The following is a 22064-nucleotide window of genomic DNA, read 5'->3' as shown; positions in this document are numbered from 1 at the left end:
ATCTGTGCAGACGCAGATTGACCGGCCCTGTTGCAAATAGTATGAGGAATTCAAACAAATCATAACGTTTGAGGGCAGGGTGGCCGTGTCACAATCGGAACTTAAATCTTCCGCCGCATGGATTGCCGTGGATTGGGGAACATCCAACGTTCGGGCATGGGCGATGGATGATCGTGCCAATATTCTTGATCAGGTTTCAAGCCGGCTTGGCATGAATGCGATTGCGGCGGATGCGGCACTTGGGTTTGAGGGCGTTCTGATCGATCTGATTGGTCGGTGGTTGCCATCCGGGGCATCTGATCGGATGCGGGTTGTGATTTGTGGCATGGCCGGGGCAAAGCAGGGGTGGCTTGAAGCGCCGTATTGTTCTGTGCCGGTGCGCCCGGATGAATTGGCATCCGGCGCGGTACGACCGGTCCTTTCCGATCAAAGGATTGATGTTGCGATTTTGCCGGGGCTTAAGCAGGTCGATGATCCCGATGTGATGCGGGGCGAGGAAACCCAGCTTGTCGGGTTTATGGCCTCGCAGCCGGGATTTGATGGTTGGGTCTGTTTGCCGGGCACCCATTCGAAATGGGCGCGGGTTTCGGGCGGAGCGATCCTTGGATTTAAAACCTATATGAGTGGCGAGGTTTTTGCCCTGCTTTCCGGGCAATCGATCCTGCGCCATTCAATGGATGATCGATGGGATGATGCCACTTTCGAGGCCGCGATACGCGATGCATCCGATGCACCGACCGGTTTCCTGCACAAGCTGTTTACGGTGCGTGCAGGCGGGCTGGTTGGCAATGCGAATGCCGCAAATGTTGCGGGTGCTGCGGTTCTTTCCGGGGCTGTGATCGGTTCGGAAATTGCCGATGTCGTTGGCGCGCTGGACGGAAATGCGCAGATTGCCCTGATCGGGGATGGCAAGCTTGCCGGTTTGTATCGCAAGGCGTTGGCGGTGCATGGGTTTGATGCGCATGCCGTTGATGGGCAGGCGATCACGATTGCCGGTCTTGCGGCGGCGCATCAGGCCATCCGCAATGCATAACAGTATTTTGTTTTTCAAGGTTTCGCAGGTGTAACATGGCATATCCGACTTCGGTAAATTCACAGATTACGGACGCGGTGGAACCGGTTTCCCATCGCAAGCTGATTGCCATCCTGCGCGGGGTGAAACCCGATGAAGCGGCCGGGATGGCGCGTGCGCTTGTCGATGCCGGAATCACGATGATCGAGGTGCCGCTGAATTCCCCTGAGCCGCTTAAAAGCATTGCGGCGATGAAGGATGAAGTCGGTACGGCGGCATTGATCGGGGCGGGGACGGTTTTAACACCCGAAGACGCCGAACGGGTCAAGGCAGCCAAGGGCGAATTCATCGTATCGCCCAATTGCGATATAGAGGTGATCGCCAGAACCAAGGAATTGGGCCTTGGATCGTGGCCCGGTGTGCTTACACCCACCGAATGCTTTGCCGCGATCAAGGCCGGGGCGGATGGGCTTAAAATCTTTCCGGCTAGTGTGATCGGATCAGACGGGATCAAGGCGGTTCGTGCGGTCCTGCCAGCCGATATGCCGGTTTATGCCGTCGGCGGTGTTGGCCCGGATGATTTTGCCGTCTATGCCAAGGCGGGGTGTGATGGATTTGGTCTTGGATCAGGTATCTATAAGCCGGGTATGACGGCGGATGATGTTTCAAAAGCCGCCAAAGCCTATGTCGCGGCGCATGATGCGGTGTTTGGCGACTAATGCCTTTCGGATTGTGGAAGGCTGTTTGACCGGGGCGTCATTGCCGGGCTAAATTCCTGCCATTGCAAGAATTCCAGAATGGGAGGATCCATTGGATCTGGGAATTAAGGGCCGCAAGGCGATTGTCTGTGCGTCATCAAAGGGACTTGGGCGTGGTTGTGCGATCAAGCTGGCGGAAGCCGGTGTTGATCTGACGCTGAATGCGCGCTCAGAAGGGCCGTTAAAGGAAACGGCGGAATATATCCGCGATACATATGGGGTGAAAGTCACCACGGTTGCGTGTGACATCACCACCGAAGAGGGCCGCAACAAGGTTCTGGCGGCCGAAGGCATGCCCGATATTCTGGTCAATAATGCCGGTGGCCCGCCGCCCGGTGTCTGGTCGGACTGGGGACAGGCCGAATGGGAAGCGGCGGTTCAGTCCAACATGCTGACCCCGATCCTGTTGGCAACGGCGGTTTTGCCGGGCATGATTTCGCGCAAATGGGGCCGGATTGTTAATATCACATCGGGTTCGGTCAAATCGCCGATCCCTCATCTGGGCCTTTCGAATGCCGCACGCGCCGGGTTGACCGGCTTTGTGGCCGGAACCGCGCGCCAGGTGGCCAAGGATGGCGTGATCATGAACAACCTGTTGCCGGGCCAACATGATACGGATCGCATCAATGCATTGATGACCAATCGGGCGAAGAACGAGAATATCAGCCTTGAAGAGGCGCGCGCCAAAACGCAGGCGGGGCTGCCGACCGGGCGTTTTGGTGATCCGATTGATTTCGGGGCGACCTGTGCCTTCATGTGCAGCGAGCATGCAAAGTTTATGGTTGGTCAAAACATTCTGCTAGATGGTGGTGCCTTCAACTCGACCATGGGCTGATATGTCGTCTTTCGCTACAGGGCGGTCTGCAACGAAATCCAGGATATCACCAAATGCCCGGCGCAAAGGGTGGTGCTAGCATGGCGTCATTCACCTTTGTCTATGTGTTGCGCGAGCGGGAGGTGCCCCGCCCGCGCACCTATGTTGGCTGGTCAACCGATGTCGAGGCCCGGCTTGCGACGCATAACAGCGGCAAGGGAGCCAAGACGACACGTGGTCGGCAGTGGGAGCTTGTTTATGTCGAACGGTTCCGCACCTTTGGCGAGGCGATGAGCCGCGAATGGCATTTAAAGCGTGACCGGAAATTGCGCAAAATGCTGGCAGGGGGCGTGTGATAAACAAATCAGGGCTTGAATATTTGCGCGCAGTCGCAGATATCTGGGCCAACAGTTTCAAACCATCAGGACGACATCATGCCGGTACAACGCAAAAATCCGCTGAAGCTCAATAACCTGCAGCTGCGCACGCTTGTGCTGGCGCAGATTATCGCCAAGGACCCGAATTCGGGATCGATTGACGAAGCCACGGGTGATGCGACCCTTTTGCGTATTCCGCATGCGCATGGGGATCATGTTCATGTCGGGAAATTCGTGGTTGCCGCGCGCGACGCCAGCGGCTTTGCCAATCCGGCGGTCTGGGTTGCCCTAGCCCGCAAGGGACTGGCGCGCGAGGGCTATCCGGCCAGCATCGTTCTGACCCGCGAGGGCATGGAATATGATACCGGCCTTTCCGAGAATTTTGTCGAAGAATCAGATCATTGATCTGTCAATCCAGACCAGCAAAAGCCCCGATCCGTCGGGGTTTTTTTATTCCAGAATGAACTGCCCGTTTTTGATTTTTACGAAATAGGCATCGCGTTTGCCGTCACCGAATTGGTCAAACATCAATTCCTGATGCAGGCCCTGTTGCGGTGGCAGGGTCACAAGCGCATCCGAAAGCGGTTGATCGGGTGCCCGGGTTTCAAGGGCTGCGACCAAAACGGTCATCGCATCATAGGCCAGGACACTGGTATAGCCGGGCTGTTCATTGAACTTATTCCGGTAATCGGCGACAAATTTCTGATAGTGCGGGTTGGTGGCGTAACGATCATAGGTTTGCAGCAGTTCCATGCCTTCGACGGCATCCCCGCCGAAGGTGATCAATTGTTCCGTTCCGGCCCATTCGGCGGTCGAAAGCGGGATGTCACGATCAATTTTGCGGATTTCCTTTGCCAGTTCGGCGCTATCGACACCATTGGCAATGAAGATGATCGCATCGGGACTATCGGCGCGTAATTGCCGTGCGACATCCTGTTTGGTGGTATCGGCGGTGTTGAACCAGACTTTCGAGACAACCCGCCCACCAAGCTTGTCAAAGGTCAGCAGGAATTCACGGTACCAGCTTTCGGTGAAAGCTTCGTTTTCACCGTCCAGGGCAAGGGAAATGCGCATGCGCCCCTTGTCGATATTGCGTCTGGCATAGGCATCGGCATTTTCACGCGTTGTCGAATTCATCCGGAAAAAGTTATCGCGAAGACCGGTGAATTCCGCAGCCGAGGCGGTGGGCGATATGGCCACGATATCAAGTTCGTTGATCACCGGCAGCATCGCCATGCCGATCGAGCTGATGATCGGGCCGATGATCGCGGTGACGCCAAGTTCCTTGAATTCGCGGACTGCGGCCTGTGCGGTTTCCGGATTTTTCTGATCATCGCGGGCAATGATTTCAAGTGACCGCCCATGAATGCCGCCTTTTTCGTTGACCTGCTGGGCGGCAAGTTCCATCGCGTGAAGGGCTGCGATCCCGGTATCAGCACCGTCACCGGAAATACCGGCGATGAAACCGATTTTGATCGGGCCGCTGTCATCGCAGCCAAACAGCATCATGGCCGCGGCGGCGATGGTGCAAAAACGGACGGAAAATCGGATGGAAAATCGGGTGCCATTTGCCGGTTTCGAAGCGTGTTCTTGTTGCTTTTTCATGTTGTGCCGAACCGGTTAAAAAGGTGTTTTCTGTTTCGTCGTCCGAGATTTCGATATGGCGCGCGCAGATCGCGACTTCAAGCTTCGCGAAAGCGGGACATTGACCTTATCCGAAATCCCGTCGGGCCTGCATCACCCGGCCGATTGTTGTCAGGATGCATAACGCGCCAAAAATAGCCGCGATATGATTAAACCATTGCGGGAAAACGCATATCAGCACAAGGACAAAGATGGTTTCGCTGCCCTCTGTAATGCCGGTCAGGTAATAGAAGCTTTTTTTGCCCTGTTTTTCATGGTTGCGGCCGGTTTTGGCCGCGATGATCGCATAGGCCAGAAAACTTGATCCGGTGCCGACAAAACAGAAAATCAGGAATGCCGCCATCAGGGCGTGTTCGGGGCGTCCGATGGCAAAGGCCAGAATGATACCCGAATAAAACAGGAAATCGGCGACAATATCGTAATAACCGCCAAGGTCGCTTTCCTGCGACTTTGATCCGGCATGGCGGGATCGCGGCTGGGTATGGCGGGCAACGGCGCCGTCAAGACCATCCATGATGCGGCTGAGCAAAATCAGGCCAAGGGCGATGTGATCAAGCCGGAAGGCAAGTGCGGCGGCGGCCAGGAGACCAAAGACAAAACCAAGGCCGGTCACCATGTTGGGCGTGATGCCGCTTCCTGAAAGGCGGCGGGCGACGGCATTGAGCGGCTTGTCGATCAGCGGGCGCAGACGGGCATCAAACATTCTGGTTTCCGGTTAAATCATTGCAGACACATCATAATCCTATCACGGTCTGTTGGGAAATCATGCACGCGTGATGATACCGGTTTGAAATTGTCCGATTGACGGGGCGTTGAAAACGGGATTGGCTGTTGTCTGTATGGCAATTCAATTTTATCGGGGCGCTCCATATGTCCGTTTCGAACGTTATCCCGACTTCTTCCTTTGCGGTAGACGGTATCCGCAAGGATGTCCGCGATATCGGGGCGTCGCTGATCCGCGAGGTTGCCCATCTGGGAATGGGGCGGGGAAATATCGTGCCGCTGTGGTTTGGCGAACCCGATCAGCCGACCCCGGAATTCATCCGCAAGGCGGCGATTGCGGCCCTTGAAGCCGGTGACACGTTCTATCAACCCAATCGGGGTATCACGCCGCTTCGCGATGCGCTGGCGGTTTATGCCGATCGTCTTTATGGCACGTCACTGGACCGTGAAAACATCACCGTGACGGTATCGGGGTTAAATGCCCTGATGATTGCGATGCAGTCGATCCTTAAGGCGGGTGACAGGATGGTGACCACGGCGCCGATCTGGCCCAACATCATTGCGATGCCAAAGGTTCTGGGCGCGCAGGTGACAACGGTTCCGTTGCACGCCGGGATTGATGGCTGGCAGCTTGATATCGATGAATTCATTGCCGCCTGTGCGCCCGATACGCGCGCCATTCTGATCAATTCGCCGAATAATCCGACCGGCTGGGTGATGCCCGCGGAGGACCAGAAAAAGCTGGTCGAATTTGCCACCGAACGGGGGATCTGGCTGATTGCGGATGAGGTTTATGCGCGCCTGATCTATGACGGATCGGACGTGGCACCGTCATTTGTGCCCTATGTCAGTGACGATACGCGGATCATGGTGATCAACAGTTTTTCCAAAAGCTGGGCGATGACGGGCTGGCGTCTGGGCTGGATCACAGCACCCAAGGGGGTTGGGGCTGAGCTTGAAAAGATGATGGAATTCAACGTGTCCTGCCCGGCGGGGTTTGTTCAGCAGGCGGGCATTGTGGCGCTTGAGCAGGGAGAGGATTTCGTTGCGACTTCGCGTGCCAGATACAGCCGTGCGCGCGCGGCAATCACCGAACGGTTACGCGACATGAACCGCATCCACCTGCCTGAAGCAGAAGGCGCGTTTTATGCGTTTTTCCGGGTTGATGGGGTTGAGGATACGTTGACCTTTGCCAAGACGCTTTTGCTGTCCGAGGGCATCGGCCTTGCCCCCGGCGAGGCATTTGGGCCAGAGGGTGCCGGTCATATCCGAGCCTGCTATGCGGTATCGGAAGACCGCATTCACAGGGCAATGGATGGGCTGGCGCGGTTTTTGAAGCGTTAGTTGCGATACAGGCAGGTGATATTGCTGCCTTGCCGGGCGAAAAAGGCGGCCTGGTGTTTCAGGCGTTCGCGGGCGTCGTTATCGATGTTTCCGTCATCGCCGGTGCTTTCGAGTTCGATCACGGTGGCGTCGCGGCGGGCGAGGCCCAGAATGTCAGGCGCGATGCCGGGCATGTGGAAAATGATGTCCGATGTTTCAATCGCGCGCGCAATGCCATGGGCAAGGTCAAAGGCATTGTCGGCTGCGACATCGGCATGAAGGATCTGGCCACCCGGGACGGTGGCGGAACTGCCTTCGGGGACGAAGCGGGTCAGGGCGGCGTCAAGGTCCTGCGGGGTGCTTTGGCTCAGATGGGTGTCCTGCAATCCGTTCTGGAAGAAATGCGTCCAGAACCGTTGCCGTGCGACATTGTCGGGCAGGTGGGCGGCAACGCGACGGCGTGCGCTGCGTGCAAGTTTTGCCAATTGTGACATTGATGCGGGCAGGGTGGTTTCAAGCCGTTGGCGGATGATGCGGGCCAGTGCCGGGGCGCAGCCGCCGGTCGAGATCGTGATCATCACCGGTGCCCGGTCAAGGATTGCCGGCACGATGAAATCGCAATGTTCGGTCTTGTCGACGACATTCAAAAGGATGTTGCGCCGTTTGGCTGCGACCTTGACCCGGCGGGTCAATTGCATGTCATCGGCGGCGTCAAAGATCATCACCGCACCGTTTAGCATGGTATCGACAAACGGGGCGGGTTCCCAGCGGATCGCGCCGGTATCGACCATCGTTGCGATGTCGGTGCACAGTTCCGGGGCGATGACGGTAATGTCGGCTTGGCTTCGCAGCAACAGGCGGAGTTTGCCCGCCGCGACCTCGCCACCGCCCAGCACCACGACCTTTTTGCCGGTGACATGAACGAAGGCCGGAAAGAAGGGGAAGGTTTCCCGGTTTTCCGTTTCAAGGCCATACAGGTTTTCGGGTTTGGCCGTTTTATACTGCTGCTTATTCTGCGGCGCGCGGTAATGCGTCATCAAGAATCTCCTTGAGTTCGGGCAGGCAGGAGCCGCATCCGGTTCCGGCTTGCAACAGGCGGCCGATATCGGCGGTGCTGACCGCATTCTGGTCATGGATGGCGCGCGTGATGGCGGCCAGCCCGACCGAGAAGCACGAACAGATCAGCCGGTCATTGATCGCCCCGGCATCGGGCATGCGGCCAGCCAGAAGCGCATTGCGTTCCGGCCCGCTGATGACATCATTGCCCAGCAATGCCGATATCCAGTCCCGGCCAAGGGCGGGGCGATCCGGGCCGACAAAAAGCGCACCGGTGATGCGGTCGCCATTCAGGCGGGCATAGCGATGAACGCCTTTTTTGCCGTCGTTATATTCAATGATGTGTTCGATGGCGTTTTCATCACCGGTGTTGTTGGCCGCCATTGGCAACATGGATTTGAACAGGCAGGGCCTGTCGCCGGCGATTTCGTAGATCATGCAGCCGGGACCAGTTGCCGCCACCCAATAGGGCAGGTTTGAAAGATCAACCGGCGTGTTGGAAAACAGCAATCCCTGCCACAGCGGTTCAAACGGTTCTATGGAAACCGGGATATGTTTGGTTTCCGGTTGCCCGGAAAAGGGATCAACATGGGCGGTTGGCAAACGCCCGATACCGCCCGCAGATGAATAAACATCGTTCCAGTGCATCGGCATGAAGACTTCGCCGGGCGTCTGCGCGTCTGATACGGATACGCGCATCAGGGCGGTGCCGCGTTTGCTTTTGATTCTGGCAATGCCGCCATCGGTCAGCTTGTAACGCCTGGCATCAAGGATATTGACTTCGAGTAACGGTTCGGGCCGATGGGCCGAAAGGCGGGCGGCGGTGCCCGTACGGGTCATGGTGTGCCATTGATCGCGGTAGCGGCCGCTATTGGCGATCAGCGGGAATTCCTTGCCCGGTTGCGACATGGGCAGTTTATGCGCAACCGCCAGCATACGGGCCCGCCCGTTTGAGGTGGTGAAAATGCCATTGCCGTAAAGACGTTCGGCCCCGCCTGCGGGCTGATGTTTGCGCGATGCGGGCCATTGGAAGGGTTCCATCGCCTCGTAGGTCGATTTTTTTGCCTTGTGCCATTTGCCGATGTCAAAGGCGCGCATCCCGTCATTTTCAAATTCCGACAGGGCGGCGTGTTCGGCGAAAATATCGGCAGGATCGCGGTATTTGAAGGCCTTGCCATAGCCCATGGCGCGTGCGACCTGCGTCATGATCCACCAGTCGGGTTTGGCGTCACCCTGCAATTTGCGGAACGGGCGTTGGCGGGAAATGCGGCGTTCGGAATTGGTGACCGTGCCGGATTTTTCGCCCCAACCGGCGGCGGGTAGCTTGATATGGGCATAGCGCAGCGTGTCAGTATCGTTCACCGTGTCGGACACGATGACAAGCGGGCAACGCGACAGGGCAAGACGGACGCGGTCCGCATCGGGCAGGCTGACAGCGGGGTTTGTTGCCATGATCCAGACGGCCTTGATTTCACCACGTTCGATGGCGCGGAACATATCAACCGCCTTGTATCCCTCGCCCGGTTCCAGAATATCGGATTTCCAGAAGCGGCGGACCCGATCAACGTCGTTAACATCGTTCGGGTCCATGTGGGCGGCAAGCTGGTTGGCAAGGCCGCCAACCTCGCGCCCGCCCATGGCGTTTGGCTGGCCGGTGACGGAAAACGGGCTTGATCCCGGTTTGCCGACCCGCCCGGTTGCCAGATGGGTATTGATGATCGCATTGACCTTGTCAGAGCCGCTGCTGGACTGGTTGACACCTTGTGAAAACACGGTGACCGTGCGGTCAAAGGCGGCAAACCAGTTAAAGAACGTTTCCAGTTTCCCCAGACCCGAGCCGTCATGATCGGCGTACGCGCTGATCTCGGAAGGATAATCGAGGCCGCATTTTTTTGCTGTACTCTCGATATCGGGGCAGTCCGCGCGTGCCTCGGCAACGGCTGCTTCATAGCCCTTGACGTGACGGGCGACATATTTAAGGTCGCAATGACCGTTCTGGTCAAGCCATGCCAGCAGGCCGTTAAACAGGGCAACGTCGCTGCCCGGTTTGATTGGCAGGTGCAGATCGGCGATGTCGCAGCTTGCGGTTTTGCGCGGGTCGATCACGACGATCTTGGTGCCGTGCTTTTCCCTGGCTGCGCGCAAACGCTGGTTCAGGACCGGATGGCACCATGCCAGGTTCGATCCGGTCAGGACGACCAGATCGGCAATTTCAAGGTCTTCGTAGCATCCCGGCACGACGTCCGCGCCAAAGGCGCGTTTGTGCCCGACCACGGTTGATGCCATGCATAGCCGGGAATTGGTATCGATATGCGGTGACCCGATGAAACCCTTGATCAGCTTGTTGGCGATATAATAGTCCTCGGTCAGAAGCTGACCGGAAACATAGAACGCCACCGATTTCGGGCCATGTTTCTGGATGGTTGCGCGCAGGCGATCCGCGGTTTCCTGTGTTGCGGTCTGCCAGTCGACGGTTTTGCCATCGATTTCGGGTTTCAGCAGGCGGAAATCGCGCTTCATCTCGGCGGTGATCGTATCGATCAGGGCGGCACCCTTTGAGCACAGGCGGCCCCGGTTGGCCGGGTGATCGGGGTCGCCCCCGACCGCCCAGCCGTCCCGGGTGGGGGAGACGATCAGCCCGCAGCCAACGCCGCAATAAGGACAGGTGGTTTTAACCTCACCCCGCATGGCGCAAACCGATTTGTTCCGCCGTCAGGCCGATATGAACCGTGCCGTCAATGACGCGCAGCTCCACCTTGGCCGCACAGCCGTCATCGGGGCCCTGTGCCGCCCCGGTTTCAAGCGAAAAGACCATGTTATGCAGCGGGCAGGTGACAAAATGGCCATGCACGATCCCCTGTGCCAGCGGCCCGTCCTTGTGCGGGCAGCGGTCCAGAAGGGCGTAGACCTGATCATCAAGGGTTCTGAAAATCGCGATGCGGTCGGTTTCGGTCTGAAAGGTGCGGGCCCCCTGAAGCGGGATATTGGCGACCGGTCCGACATTTACCCAGTTTACGATATCCGTCATTGCCGTTACTCCGCTGCGATCAGGGAAAGGGATCTGAATTCGTGCGCGTCCACGCCCTGGCTGGCGCGTTCGGCCCACGGATCGACCTGCGCCGTTTTCTGGCTTTCGATGAAACGTTCAAACAGGGCGGCGCGATTTTCGGCGTCATCGACAACGCGTTCCTGAACGTGTTTCAGGCCGACACGTTCGATCCAGGGGGCGGTGCGTTCCAGATAGCGGGCTTCTTCGCGGTAAAGCTGGATGAAGGCGCCGCAATATTCCTTTACTTCCTGATCGGTTGTGACCTTGCACAGAAGTTCGGTCGCGCGGACATGAATGCCGCCATTGCCACCCACATGCAGGTCCCAGCCGCCATCGGTTGCGACAATGCCGAAATCCTTGATCGTGGCTTCGGCACAGTTACGCGGGCAACCTGATACGGCCATCTTGAATTTGTGGGGCATCCACGAGCCCCAGGTCATTTTTTCAAGGTCGACCGCCATGCTCATCGACATCTGGGTGCCAAAGCGGCACCATTCCTGCCCGACACAGCTTTTGACCGTGCGAAGGGACTTGCCATAGGCATGACCCGAAACCATCCCGGCCGCATTCAGATCGGCCCAGACGGCAGGCAGGTCTTCCTTTTTGACACCCAGAAGGTCAATGCGCTGCCCGCCGGTGACCTTGACGGTCGGGATATCGAATTTGTCGGCGACATCGGCAATGGCGCGCAATTCGCGCGGGTTGGTCAGGCCACCCCACATGCGCGGTACCACCGAATAGGTGCCGTCTTTCTGAATGTTGGCGTGGACGCGTTCATTGATGAAGCGCGACGCACCATGATCGACATATTCACCCGGCCATGCGGCCAGCAGGTAATAGTTCAGCGCCGGACGGCAGACATGGCAGCCGTCCGATGATTTCCATTCCAGTTCCTGCATGACGGCAGGCATGGATTTCAGTTCCTTGGCCTTGATCAGGCGACGGACATTGTCATGGTCATGATCGGTACAGGTGCAGATCGGTTTGACCGCAGCCGCCTGATAATCACCGCCAAGGGTTGCCGCCAGAAGGTTTTCGACAAGGCCGCTGCATGAACCACAGGATGCGGATGCCTTGGTGTGGCCTTTGACTTCGTCAAGCGTTGTCAGGTCCTTTTCGGTGATGGCCGAAACGATGGTTCCCTTGCAAATGCCGTTGCAGCCACAAATCTCTGCGTCGTCTGGCAGGGCGGCAACGGCGTCAAGAGGGTTTCCGGCGGATCCCCCGGCGAAGGCCTGACCAAAGGCGAGGGTATCGCGAAGTTCGGTCACGTCCTGAGCATCTTTCATCAGCTGGAAATACCAGCCGCCATCGGATGTATCGCCATAAAGGACGGCCCCCTTGATCCTGCCGTCTTCCAGAACGATGCGTTTGTAAACGCCGCGTCCGGCATCGCGGAAGACGATTTCCTCGGTTTCGCCGCCGCCGGAAAAATCACCGGCGGAGAAAACATCAACCCCGGTGACTTTCAGTTTGGTCGAGGTGACCGAGCCGGCATAGCCATCGGTTGCGATTTCGGCCAGATGATCGGCACAGGATTTTGCCATTTCAAACAGCGGTGCAACAAGGCCGTAGCATTGCCCGCGATGCTGCACGCATTCGCCAACGGCAAAGATATCCGGATCACTGGTAGTCATGACATCGTCAACGACAATGCCGCGTTCGACGGTCAGTCCCGCGTCTGCGGCAAGGCGACCGTTGGGGCGGATGCCAACAGCCATGACCACCAGATCAGCCGGGATCATGCGCCCGTCTTTAAGCCGGACGCCGGTTACGCAATCGGCGCCGACGATTTCGGCGGTGTCGGCCTCGGTAATGACATTGATGCCCCGACGGCCCAGTTCCTGTGCAAGGAGATAACCCGCCGACGGATCAAGCTGGCGTTCCATCACATGGCCCGCCAGATGCAGGACCGTGACCGACATGCCGCGTGCCTGCAGACCGACAGCGGCCTCAAGACCCAGAAGGCCACCACCGATCACGACGGCGGGGCCGCCATTGACCGCGGTTTTCAGCATGGTATCGACATCATCGACATCGCGGAAGGTGATAACACCCGAAAGCTTGTGGCCGGGGATCGGGATCATGATCGGGTCGGACCCGGTGGCGAGTAGGAGCTGGTCATAAGTGGTTTCGGTGCCGCTTTTGGAAATGACGACCTTGCGGGTGCGGTCGATTTCAATCACCGGATCGCCGGAAAACAGATGGATGCGGTTTTCCTGATACCATTCGGCGGTATTGATGACGATATCGTCGAATTCCTTTTCGCCCGACAGAAGCGGGGAGAGCATGATGCGGTTATAGTTCACGCGTGGCTCGGCTCCGAAAACGGTGATTTCGTATTTGTCAGGGGCGCGACCGAGGATTTCCTCGACGGTGCGCATGCCGGCCATGCCGTTGCCGATGACAACAAGGCGGGGTTTCTTGGTAAGTGCTGCAGGGACGTGGTTCATTTGTCTCTGGCTCCTGATCGCGGGAAGCGAATTGGCAAAAAAAAACGCCCGGTGCGCACTGCCTGTCAAAAAGGCAATCTCGCAACGGACGTCGTTATCCGGGTGAACCCGCCATTGGATTCTATATAGGGGTTTGGCATTTCTGCCGTGGCAGCAGGCGACCTTGCCCGCGCTCTTGTCCCTTACTATACAAGTTGCGTGCCAGAACTGCAGATTGCGCCAAAAAACTTGCAAGATACTGATTTTAAATCAGGTTTCGATGACCTGTAGGATGCTCGAAAATTGTACAAAACCTGTGATTGTTCAAAAAATAACCACACGCAAAGTGATGAGATTAAAAAATGTGCAAATACAAGGCTCGTTGATGGGGCAGTTTTTCTGTTTGTGCGGTTGCGGTTGTTAAAATGCTTTGGATTTCAGGTGATTATTTGAAAATTTCCGCAACGCGAAAAAATTGGCGCGCGGTTTGCACAACTTGTTTCGTGTGAGCCGCTTCGACGGAAGCAGGCCCAATGACGGGTGACTCACAGTTCTTCGTCCAATGGCGGGCGATCAGACGTTCGATTTTGGCGCGCAACGATGGCGCAGCCGCAGTCGAAACGAATGACGGGCCGCCAGCGGAATCCATCTGATGAAGCGTGCGGCCCTTGGGGAAATAACCGTCGGTCGCGACAACCGGGAAACCGGTTCGGAGTGACCCAAACGAAGGGCTTCATTGTTATGGAAATCAAAAACAAGGCTCCGCGCATCAATCTCTTCAGTCTCAGGACTGTCCAGATGCGGACTTTCCACCTGACCTGGCTTGCCTTCTTCCTGTGTTTCTTTGGCTGGTTCGGTATCGCACCGCTGATGCCGCTTGTGCGTGACGATCTTGGCCTGACCAAGGGTGAAATCGGCAATACCATCATTGCGTCTGTCGCCATCACGGTTCTGGTCCGTCTTCTGATCGGGCCGCTTTGCGATAAAATCGGCCCGCGCAAGACCTATACGGCGTTGCTGGTTATCGGTTCCCTGCCGGTCATGCTGATCGGGCTTGCCGACAGCTATGAAACATTCCTGCTGGCGCGTCTTGCCATCGGCTCGATCGGGGCATCGTTTGTGATCACGCAGTATCATACCTCGACCATGTTTGCGCCGAACGTCGTTGGGACGGCAAACGCCACCACGGCGGGCTGGGGTAACCTTGGCGGTGGTGTGACACAGATGGTCATGCCGCTGATCCTTGCCATGGTGCTTGGCTTTGGTGTTTCGGAAACCATGGGCTGGCGTCTGGCAATGGTCTTTCCGGGTGTGATCATGCTGGTGGTTGCCGTGCTTTACTGGTTCTTCACCACAGATGCGCCGGATGGCAACTATGCCGACATGCGCAAAAGCGGTGCTCTGTCGCCGGAAGATGATCATGCCGGTGCGACCAAGGGCATGCTGGCCGCGGCCAAGGATTACCGGGTCTGGGCGCTGTTTCTGGTATACGGGGCGTGTTTCGGTGTCGAGCTTACGATCAACAACATCGCCGCGATCTATTTCTTTGACCGGTTTGAACTTAGCCTTCAGACCGCCGGTCTGATTGCCGGTCTGTTTGGTTTGATGAACATCTTTGCCCGCACGCTGGGCGGGGTGTTTTCCGACAAGTTTGCCGCCAAGGGCGGGCTTTCGGGGCGGGTCAAATTCCTGTTTCTGGCGCTGTTCATTGAAGGTGTTGCGCTTGTTGCGTTTTCGATGATGGATGCGCTGGTCATCGCGGTGTCGATGATGGTGGTCTTCTCGCTTTTCGTGCAGATGTCCGAAGGAGCGACATTCGGGATTGTTCCGTTTGTTAACCGCAAGGCGCTTGGTTCGGTTGCCGGTATTGTTGGTGCGGGCGGGAATGCCGGGGCGGTTGCCGCGGGCTTCCTGTTCAAATCCGAAGCACTGACCTATCAGCAGGGACTGATGTATCTTGGTATTGCCGTGATTGTCTGTTCCTTTGCAGCCCTTGCGGTTCGTTTCTCGGAAAAGACCGTGGCCGAGGAAAAGGAACGTTTCGAAAAAGCCATGCAGGAACGCGATGCGCTGCCATCCGGTGCGCAGGCGGTTCCGGCGGAATAACATACGATCTTTCCGGGATGCGGCATGTGCCGCATCCCGGTTTCCACCGGGCCATCAAGGTCCGGGGCGAAAAAGAACAGACAGGAGAGAGGCCTTGATCGTCAGGGAAAAGGTTCTAAATGAAGCTTGAAGACTTCAGCATTCTGGTGATCGACGAAAACCCGGACCGTGCCGCCATTGTCGAGCGCGGCCTTGTCGAAAGTGGCTATACCCGTGTCAGCCGCATCGGCACGTCATACAATCTGGTCGAACGCATTCAGGCGTTGGCCCCCGACATCATCATCATTGATCTTGAAAACCCGGACCGTGATACGCTTGAACAGATGTTTCAGGTATCGCGTGTTATTGCACGCCCGATTGCGATGTTTGTCGATCAAAGCGACAGCAATACGATCCGCGAGGCGGTCGAGGCCGGGGTCAGTGCCTATGTCGTTGATGGCTTGCGCCAGGATCGTATTCGGCCCATCGTCGAAATGGCGATTTCGCGTTTTAACGCGTTTGATCAATTGCGCCGAGAACGGGACGAGGCCAAGGCCAAGCTTAATGATCGCAAGCTGATCGACCGGGCCAAAGGATTGTTGATGCAGGAAAAGGGGCTGAGCGAGGACGAGGCCTATAACCTGCTGCGCAAAAACGCCATGAAACAGAACCGCAAAATTTCTGAAATCGCGCAAAGCGTGATCACGGCCTTTCAGTTGGAGTTCTAACGCATGTCCCTTAAACAGGTTCGACTTGGCTTTGTGCCACTTGTGGATTGTGCCCTGCCTGTCGTGGCGCGTGCCAAGGGCTTTGCCGAGGAAGAAAATATCGACCTGACCCTGATCCGGGAAATGTCCTGGGCCGCCATTCGCGACAAGCTGTCTTATGGGGTTTATGACGCGGCCCATTTGCTGGCGGGTATTCCGCTGGCAGCGCGGCTTGGACTTGGCGGGATGCCGTCGCAGCGCATTGCGGTGCCGATGGCGCTGGGGCGCGGCGGGAACGCGATTACGGTTTCAACCCGGCTTTATCAGCGGATGCTTGAAGCGGATCCGGCGGCGATGCTCGGGCCGCGCGGGCTTTCGGCGCGGGCGCTTAAAAAGGTGATCGACGAGGACCGGGCGGATGGTCGCCCGATCATGTCCTTTGCGACCGTATTCCCGTATTCGAGCCATAATTACGAACTGCGTTACTGGATGGCGGCAGGCGGTATTGACCCGGACAAGGACGTTAATATCGGCGTCATCGCACCGCCGCGCATGTTTGACAGTCTGCGCAATGGCTGGGTCGATGGCTATTGCGTGGGGGAACCCTGGAACCAGCGGGCGGTGTTCCATGGGGACGGGGTGATTGTCGCCCTTAAGGAAGACATATGGGCGCGTAGCCCGGAAAAGGTTCTTGGCGTGCGCGAAGACTGGGTGCAATCCAATCCCGATACGGTGGATGCGCTGGTGCGTGCGCTTGTCCGTTCAGCGGAATGGGCCGATCAGCCGGAAAACCGCACCGAACTGGCGCAATTGCTGTCTGGTGAAAATCACGTCGGGGCATCGTTTGATATTCTGCGGGCCTCGTTACTTGGCCGGCCGGTACTTAAACCCGGTGACAACCCGATTGAGGCGCCTGATCGCCATGTGTTTTATCGCTATACCGCGACGTTCCCGTGGCTGTCGCAGGGGGCGTGGGTTGGCACACAGATGCAGCGCTGGGGGCAGGTGGATGCCTCTGTCGATTTCGGTACGCTTATTTCCGACATTTATCGTCCTGATCTTTATCGTCGTGCGGTCAAGGGGCTTGATGTTGCGCTTCCGCATGATGACTGGCGGGTCGAGGGCGCGAATGATGCCGCCGACCGGGCGTTTGTCGGCCCGGATGCGTTTCTGGATAACAGCATATTCGACATGCGCAGCTTTGCCGGTGTCGGGGAATAAAACCGGCACCGGACCAGAGGCGTGATTCATGGGGCGATATTATTGGCGCGATTATGCCCTGCGGAAGCTTTGCAGGCTGTTGCGTTGTTTGCCGGTTTCATCAAAGTTGCCGGGGGCAAGCCATGCTTCGAACGCGGCCCTGACCATCGGCCATTCAAGATCGGTAATCGAAAACCATGCGGTATCGCGGTTGCGGCCCTTATAGACCATGTGGTTGCGGAAGGTGCCTTCGTAGGTGAAGCCATATCGCAGGGCGGCGGCACGTGATGGGGCGTTCTGATCGTCGCATTTCCATTCGTACCGGCGGTAACCCAGTTCGTCAAAGGCGCGTTTCATCATCAGATACATCGCCTCTGTCCCGCCGATGGTTTTCGAAAGCGCCGGGGAATAATTGATATTGCCGATTTCAATGCCGCCAAATTTGGTATCGATCCGCATGAAGGCGGCAATGCCGACGGCCTTGTTCGATGCCTTGTCGATGATGGTATGAAGCATCGGGTCGCGGGTGGCGGCCATGCTTTCAAGCCACGCCTGATAAGCATCAAAATCCTCGAACGCATCGGTGAAAAGATAGGTAAAGCGCGATCCGTCCATGGCTGTGCGGTTGGCGTCAAATAGCTGTCTGGCGTCGCGTTTCACATCGGTCGGACTGACAATGACATGGCGGCCAGCCATGTCGCTGCGTGGTGGCATCGGGCATTCTTTCCAGTTTTCAACCGGGCGACCGACCGACTGGCCAAATTCGTTTTTATGTTCGGATGGCATCTGAGGACCTTTGTTGCGAGGCAAGGGAGCATGCAGTCTGGGATATTAGTGGTGCGCCATAAAGAGCCGTTTTGGTAAAATTAATGGTGCCAATTTTCTGACCGGAAAGGGGTATCCCAAAACCGGCCATGGTTTGGCAAAGGGAAGGATGGTTGGTGCCGGTGCATGAGGAGTCTTCGGGGTGGGTTCCGAAAGCGATGTGATGGGTTCGTCTTTTGATTGTGAAGTGCGTTGGCATACACCAGAAACATGGTGAAATGTTGCGATGCAAAATTGTGGTTTTGAAACAAACCTTTAATACGTTCGGGCTGTGCAGTGGATTATGCGGCAGCAGGGCATTTAAACCGAATTGAATTTAGTGAAATTCAATTCGTTGACAATTTGTCGAATAAATGATGAGGTTTGTATACAAAATAAAAAACCATGAATTCGGTATCAGGGTTGTTGGCAATCGTCGTTAAGAGGGACCGCGTTACAACTTTCCGTTACGCATGATCAGAAGGTCACGGCCCCCACCGTGCCTGAAGAAAATTCCTTCTTTGCGGCCATCGTTTTTTGCAGCACTGACACCGGTTTGACCGGTGCGCGCCACCCGCGCATCCGCCTTACATTGCCGAGGATGTTTGCGTGACTGATGCTGTTTCTGTTCCGATCCTGTCCGTCGAAGATTTGTCCGTTGAGTTCGGCGACAGCCGGGTTATCGAAAATCTGAGTTTTGCCGTGAAACCCGGAAGGACATTGGCAATTGTCGGAGAGTCCGGATCAGGCAAATCGGTGACATCGATGTCGATCATGCGTCTGGCCGATATGATGGGCGCATCCTATGCATCGGGGCGTATCCGGTTTACGTCAAAAGATCGCGATGAAGATTTGCTGGCACTGTCGCAAAAACAGATGCGCCGCATTCGCGGCAAAGACATCGCGATGATCTTTCAGGAACCGATGACGTCGCTGAATCCGGTTTTCACCATCGGCGATCAGATTGCGGAATCCCTTATGCTGCATGAAGGCATGTCCAAGCCCGATGCGCTTGTTGAAAGCAAACGGCTGCTTGATATGGTGCGGCTGCCCGATGCGCAGGAACTTTTGGGGCGGTATCCCCATCAGCTTTCGGGCGGGATGCGCCAGCGCGTCATGATTGCCATGGCGCTTGCCTGCCGGCCCAAGGTTCTGATTGCGGATGAACCGACAACGGCCCTTGACGTGACCATTCAGGCGCAAATTTTGACCATCATCCGTGATCTGCAACAAGAACTTGGCATGGCGGTGATTTTCATCACCCATGACATGGGGGTTGTTGCCGAGGTTGCCGATGATGTTGTCGTCATGTGGAAGGGCAAGAAGGTCGAAGAAGGCACGGTTGCCGATATTTTTGCCAATCCGGCCCATCCCTATACCCAGACATTGCTATCCGCAGTTCCGAAACTGGGCAGCATGACAGGCGAAGCATTCCCCAAACGGTTCCCGGTGACGATGATGGATGGCGATACGCCGCGTCTGGTCGGGACGGAGCATATCCAGAATACCGCACGTTACGACGAGGCCCCGTTATTGTCGGTGCGTGATCTGGTAACGCGCTTTGATATCAAAAAGGGCCTGTTTGGCGGGGTTTCCCACCGTGTGCATGCGGTCGAGAATGTCAGTTTCGATATTTATCGCGGTGAAACGCTGGCGCTTGTCGGGGAGTCCGGATCGGGCAAATCGACGATTGGCCGCACGATCCAGCAATTGCAAAAGGCAACGGCGGGCAATATCAGTTTCGAAGGTCGCGCATTCAGTGACATGGGCAAAGGCGAACAGCAGCGCCTGCGTCAGGAGATCCAGTATATCTTTCAGGATCCGTTTGCGTCCCTTGATCCGCGCAAGAAAATCGGCTTTTCGATTGCCGAGCCGATCCGCACGCACCGACTGATTGACGGTGAAAAACAGATTGCTGCGCGGGTTGACCAGTTGCTGGAGCGGGTCGGCCTGACATCGGCCCATGCTAACCGTTACCCGCATGAATTTTCCGGTGGTCAGCGCCAGCGTATCTGCATTGCGCGCGCGTTGGCATCCAATCCCAAGCTGATCATCGCCGACGAAGCCCTTTCGGCCCTTGATGTGTCGATCCAGGCGCAGATCATCAATCTGTTCATGGAGCTTCAGGAAGAACACGGGCTTGCGTATCTGTTCATCAGCCATGACATGGCGGTGGTTGAAAAAATGAGCCATCGGGTCGCCGTGCTTTATCTTGGTCAGGTTGCCGAACTTGGATCGCGTCAGCAGGTTCTTGAAACGCCGACCCATCCCTATACCCAGCGGCTTCTGAGTGCCGTACCGGTCGCCGACCCCACAATCCTGCGCGACCGTATCCTGATGGATGGTGAAATTCCAAGCCCGATCCGTCGGGTCGGTGATGAGCCGGCCATTCTTGCCCATCGTGAAATTGCGCCCGGTCACTTTGTGGCCGACGCACGTTAAGCGGCCCTTGGGTCGCAAGCCTGTCTCCCCTCGCGCCAAGCCACCAACAACGGAGAAAAAATAACATGACGAAAAAACAGGGAATGCGCAGTGCGCTGATGGCTCTTGCCTTTGCGGGCGGTCTGATGGCAACTGCGCCGGCATATGCCGAAGGCACCTTGACCATTTCATCACCACAGGACCCCGGTAGCTGGGACCCGGTCGATACGTTTCTGGTCAACTGGTCGTCGGTTGCGACCAATATTTATGACGGTCTGACCTATCGCGGGCCGGATGCCAAACTGGTTCCGGGGCTTGCGTCATCATGGGAAGAATTTGATGGCGGCACGCGCATCCGTTTCCATCTGCGCGAAGGCGTGACCTTCCAGAATGGCGAGCCGTTCAATGCCGAAGCGGTCAAATTCACCTTTGATCGCCTGATGGGCGATGAAGGCAAAAAAGGGCCGCAGCGGTCAAACTATGCTGCGATCAAATCGGTCGAAGTTATTGACGAAAACACCGTCGATATGCATCTGACCCAGCCGGATCCGGTGCTTCTGACCAAGCTTGCCGGTTATGGTGCGATGATTGTTCCGCCGAAATATATCGCGGAAAAAGGCGAAGATTATTTCAACGCCCATCCGATCGGCACCGGTCCGTTCAAAATGGTTTCCTATGAGCCGAAAGTTGGTCTGACACTTGAAGCCTATGCTGATCATTGGGGCGGTGCGCCGAAACTTTCGACCATCCAGTATCGCTTCATCAGTGAACCGTCGACCGCGGTTGCGGAACTTCAGGCCGGGAACGTTGACCTTGTCATTCCGCCGACCATTCCGATTGGCATGATCCCGACCATTGAAGAAGACGAAAATATCGATATCGTCACCACCGTAAGCCCGACGGTTTATGCGCTTCGCTTTAACACCGGCAATGGCATCACGGCGGATGAAAAAGTCCGTAAGGCGATGATTTACGGTGTGGATCGTCAGGCGATCATTGACTCGATCCTTGGTGGTCAGGCAGCCCCGATTGCAAGTTTCCAGGGTGAATTGTCGTTTGGTAACGATCCGTCGATGAAACCGTTGCCGTATGATCCGGCCAAGGCACAGGCGCTTCTGAAAGAAGCCGGTGTTGCACCGGGTACGAAAATCCAGATCGACATTCGCGGCAATGACGCAACCTTTAACGAAGTTGCCCAGGCCGTTGCCAGCTACCTTCAGGTGATTGGCCTGAACGCGACGATCAAGCCTTATGAAACCAACGTTCTGCTTAATGACATAATTCCGGCGGGTAAAACCGGTGCGATGTTCCAGCAGTCGTGGGGCGGCTGGACGCTTGATTATGATAACACCGCTTACTTCATGTATCACACGGGCGAAAAGTGGAACCCGTATGACAGCGATCCGGAACTCGACAAGCTGCTGGAATCCCAGCGTGCGATTACCGACCGTGCCAAACGTGAAGAAATCCTGCAGTCGATTGCACATTACACGGCCGATCGCGCGCTGGAAATGCCGCTTTATAACCTCAATGCGATCTTTGGGGTGTCCAAGCGCGTCAAGAATTTCACCCCGGTTCCCGACAGCCGTCTGCGCCTGACGGAAGTGACTGTCGACTGATGTGAAACGAAAGCCGCCCGGATCGATGCCGGGCGGCTTT

The 22064-nt window shown here is 56.7% G+C and carries 18 protein-coding genes; 11 read left to right on the top strand and 7 right to left on the bottom strand.

Annotation, left to right across the window (positions count from 1 at the left end; all coding sequences use genetic code 11):
* Positions 1-85 precede the first annotated feature (85 nt).
* From IT971_RS13590 to IT971_RS13570, 5 genes are all read left to right on the top strand, one after another.
* On the top strand, positions 86-1033 hold the full coding sequence (locus tag IT971_RS13590; protein WP_063092698.1) for a 2-dehydro-3-deoxygalactonokinase: 948 nt from the start codon (positions 86-88) through the stop codon (positions 1031-1033).
* A gap of 35 nt (positions 1034-1068) precedes the next feature.
* Positions 1069-1731 carry a 2-dehydro-3-deoxy-6-phosphogalactonate aldolase gene (locus IT971_RS13585; RefSeq protein WP_063092670.1) on the top strand — a complete coding sequence of 221 codons (663 nt, stop codon included), beginning with the start codon at positions 1069-1071 and terminating at the stop codon, positions 1729-1731.
* Between the two features lie 91 nt (positions 1732-1822).
* Complete coding sequence (locus tag IT971_RS13580; RefSeq protein WP_063092671.1) at positions 1823-2605, top strand: SDR family oxidoreductase; 783 nt, start codon at positions 1823-1825, stop codon at positions 2603-2605.
* Positions 2606-2658: 53 nt separating this feature from the next.
* A complete protein-coding gene (locus IT971_RS13575) occupies positions 2659-2940 on the top strand; it encodes a GIY-YIG nuclease family protein (protein ID WP_063092672.1) in 282 nt (93 codons plus the stop codon).
* A gap of 78 nt (positions 2941-3018) precedes the next feature.
* Positions 3019-3366 carry a hypothetical protein gene (locus tag IT971_RS13570; RefSeq protein ID WP_037989728.1) on the top strand — a complete coding sequence of 116 codons (348 nt, stop codon included), beginning with the start codon at positions 3019-3021 and terminating at the stop codon, positions 3364-3366.
* Between the two features lie 45 nt (positions 3367-3411).
* On the opposite strand, the gene IT971_RS13565 is transcribed toward IT971_RS13570, so the two are convergent.
* Both IT971_RS13565 and IT971_RS13560 read right to left on the bottom strand, forming a co-directional pair.
* Entirely contained in the window at positions 3412-4566 is a 1155-nt protein-coding gene (locus tag IT971_RS13565; RefSeq protein ID WP_063092673.1) for an ABC transporter substrate-binding protein, read from the bottom strand.
* 106 nt (positions 4567-4672) lie between these two features.
* On the bottom strand, positions 4673-5308 hold the full coding sequence (locus IT971_RS13560; RefSeq protein ID WP_063092674.1) for a CDP-alcohol phosphatidyltransferase family protein: 636 nt from the start codon (positions 5306-5308) through the stop codon (positions 4673-4675).
* Between the two features lie 167 nt (positions 5309-5475).
* Between IT971_RS13560 and IT971_RS13555 the strand changes: the two genes are divergently transcribed.
* The gene (locus IT971_RS13555) at positions 5476-6672 is read left to right on the top strand and encodes a pyridoxal phosphate-dependent aminotransferase (RefSeq protein WP_063092675.1); all 1197 of its coding nucleotides are present in this window, start codon (positions 5476-5478) and stop codon (positions 6670-6672) included.
* Here IT971_RS13555 and IT971_RS13550 read toward each other — a convergent pair.
* The 4 genes from IT971_RS13550 to nirB are packed head-to-tail and all read right to left on the bottom strand — an operon-like array spanning position 6669 to position 13209.
* Positions 6669-7688: a bifunctional precorrin-2 dehydrogenase/sirohydrochlorin ferrochelatase gene (locus IT971_RS13550; RefSeq protein WP_063092676.1), complete on the bottom strand. Its 1020-nt coding sequence runs from the start codon at positions 7686-7688 to the stop codon at positions 6669-6671. The genes IT971_RS13555 and IT971_RS13550 overlap by 4 nt on opposite strands.
* Positions 7660-10395: a nitrate reductase gene (locus IT971_RS13545; RefSeq protein WP_063092677.1), complete on the bottom strand. Its 2736-nt coding sequence runs from the start codon at positions 10393-10395 to the stop codon at positions 7660-7662. The genes IT971_RS13550 and IT971_RS13545 overlap by 29 nt, the downstream gene beginning before the upstream one ends.
* Positions 10385-10735, bottom strand: a complete 351-nt coding sequence (gene nirD / locus IT971_RS13540) for a nitrite reductase small subunit NirD (RefSeq protein WP_063092678.1) — start codon at positions 10733-10735, stop codon at positions 10385-10387. Before nirD ends, IT971_RS13545 begins: the two co-directional genes overlap by 11 nt.
* 5 nt (positions 10736-10740) lie before the next feature.
* Positions 10741-13209, bottom strand: coding sequence for a nitrite reductase large subunit NirB (gene nirB, locus IT971_RS13535; RefSeq protein WP_063092679.1), 2469 nt, complete (start codon positions 13207-13209; stop codon positions 10741-10743).
* Positions 13210-13986: 777 nt separating this feature from the next.
* On the opposite strand from nirB, the gene IT971_RS13530 reads away from it, so the two are divergent.
* The 3 genes from IT971_RS13530 to IT971_RS13520 all read left to right on the top strand — a co-directional run bounded on the left by IT971_RS13530 (position 13987) and on the right by IT971_RS13520 (position 17201).
* The gene (locus tag IT971_RS13530; protein ID WP_223305160.1) at positions 13987-15294 is read left to right on the top strand and encodes an MFS transporter; all 1308 of its coding nucleotides are present in this window, start codon (positions 13987-13989) and stop codon (positions 15292-15294) included.
* Between the two features lie 119 nt (positions 15295-15413).
* On the top strand, positions 15414-16001 hold the full coding sequence (locus tag IT971_RS13525; RefSeq protein ID WP_007091383.1) for an ANTAR domain-containing response regulator: 588 nt from the start codon (positions 15414-15416) through the stop codon (positions 15999-16001).
* Positions 16002-16004: 3 nt separating this feature from the next.
* Entirely contained in the window at positions 16005-17201 is a 1197-nt protein-coding gene (locus tag IT971_RS13520) for a CmpA/NrtA family ABC transporter substrate-binding protein (protein WP_063092681.1), read from the top strand.
* A 51-nt stretch (positions 17202-17252) separates the two neighbouring features.
* On the opposite strand, the gene IT971_RS13515 is transcribed toward IT971_RS13520, so the two are convergent.
* A complete protein-coding gene (locus IT971_RS13515) occupies positions 17253-17966 on the bottom strand; it encodes a GNAT family N-acetyltransferase (protein ID WP_063092682.1) in 714 nt (237 codons plus the stop codon).
* Between the two features lie 627 nt (positions 17967-18593).
* On the opposite strand from IT971_RS13515, the gene IT971_RS13510 reads away from it, so the two are divergent.
* Positions 18594-20426, top strand: a complete 1833-nt coding sequence (locus IT971_RS13510) for a dipeptide ABC transporter ATP-binding protein (RefSeq protein ID WP_063092683.1) — start codon at positions 18594-18596, stop codon at positions 20424-20426.
* 65 nt (positions 20427-20491) lie between these two features.
* Complete coding sequence (locus tag IT971_RS13505; RefSeq protein WP_063092684.1) at positions 20492-22024, top strand: ABC transporter substrate-binding protein; 1533 nt, start codon at positions 20492-20494, stop codon at positions 22022-22024.
* Positions 22025-22064 lie beyond the last annotated feature (40 nt).

Source organism: Thalassospira sp. B30-1, assembly GCF_015767575.1.
GTDB lineage: Bacteria > Pseudomonadota > Alphaproteobacteria > Rhodospirillales > Thalassospiraceae > Thalassospira > Thalassospira xiamenensis.
The sequence above is the reverse complement of the archived record's forward strand: the minus strand, read 5'-3'. Positions and strand labels throughout refer to the sequence as shown.

Excerpts from the sequence above, each read along its gene's own strand:
- IT971_RS13585 (WP_063092670.1), top strand. The coding sequence starts at position 1,069 with ATGGCATATCCGACTTCGGTAAATTCACAGATTACGGACGCGGTGGAA.
- IT971_RS13575 (WP_063092672.1), top strand. The coding sequence starts at position 2,659 with ATGCCCGGCGCAAAGGGTGGTGCTAGCATGGCGTCATTCACCTTTGTC.
- IT971_RS13570 (WP_037989728.1), top strand. The coding sequence starts at position 3,019 with ATGCCGGTACAACGCAAAAATCCGCTGAAGCTCAATAACCTGCAGCTG.
- IT971_RS13565 (WP_063092673.1), bottom strand. The coding sequence starts at position 4,566 with ATGAAAAAGCAACAAGAACACGCTTCGAAACCGGCAAATGGCACCCGA.
- IT971_RS13560 (WP_063092674.1), bottom strand. The coding sequence starts at position 5,308 with ATGTTTGATGCCCGTCTGCGCCCGCTGATCGACAAGCCGCTCAATGCC.
- IT971_RS13555 (WP_063092675.1), top strand. The coding sequence starts at position 5,476 with ATGTCCGTTTCGAACGTTATCCCGACTTCTTCCTTTGCGGTAGACGGT.
- IT971_RS13550 (WP_063092676.1), bottom strand. The coding sequence starts at position 7,688 with ATGACGCATTACCGCGCGCCGCAGAATAAGCAGCAGTATAAAACGGCC.
- IT971_RS13545 (WP_063092677.1), bottom strand. The coding sequence starts at position 10,395 with ATGCGGGGTGAGGTTAAAACCACCTGTCCTTATTGCGGCGTTGGCTGC.
- nirD (WP_063092678.1), bottom strand. The coding sequence starts at position 10,735 with ATGACGGATATCGTAAACTGGGTAAATGTCGGACCGGTCGCCAATATC.
- nirB (WP_063092679.1), bottom strand. The coding sequence starts at position 13,209 with ATGAACCACGTCCCTGCAGCACTTACCAAGAAACCCCGCCTTGTTGTC.
- IT971_RS13530 (WP_223305160.1), top strand. The coding sequence starts at position 13,987 with ATGCGGACTTTCCACCTGACCTGGCTTGCCTTCTTCCTGTGTTTCTTT.
- IT971_RS13525 (WP_007091383.1), top strand. The coding sequence starts at position 15,414 with ATGAAGCTTGAAGACTTCAGCATTCTGGTGATCGACGAAAACCCGGAC.
- IT971_RS13520 (WP_063092681.1), top strand. The coding sequence starts at position 16,005 with ATGTCCCTTAAACAGGTTCGACTTGGCTTTGTGCCACTTGTGGATTGT.
- IT971_RS13515 (WP_063092682.1), bottom strand. The coding sequence starts at position 17,966 with ATGCCATCCGAACATAAAAACGAATTTGGCCAGTCGGTCGGTCGCCCG.
- IT971_RS13505 (WP_063092684.1), top strand. The coding sequence starts at position 20,492 with ATGACGAAAAAACAGGGAATGCGCAGTGCGCTGATGGCTCTTGCCTTT.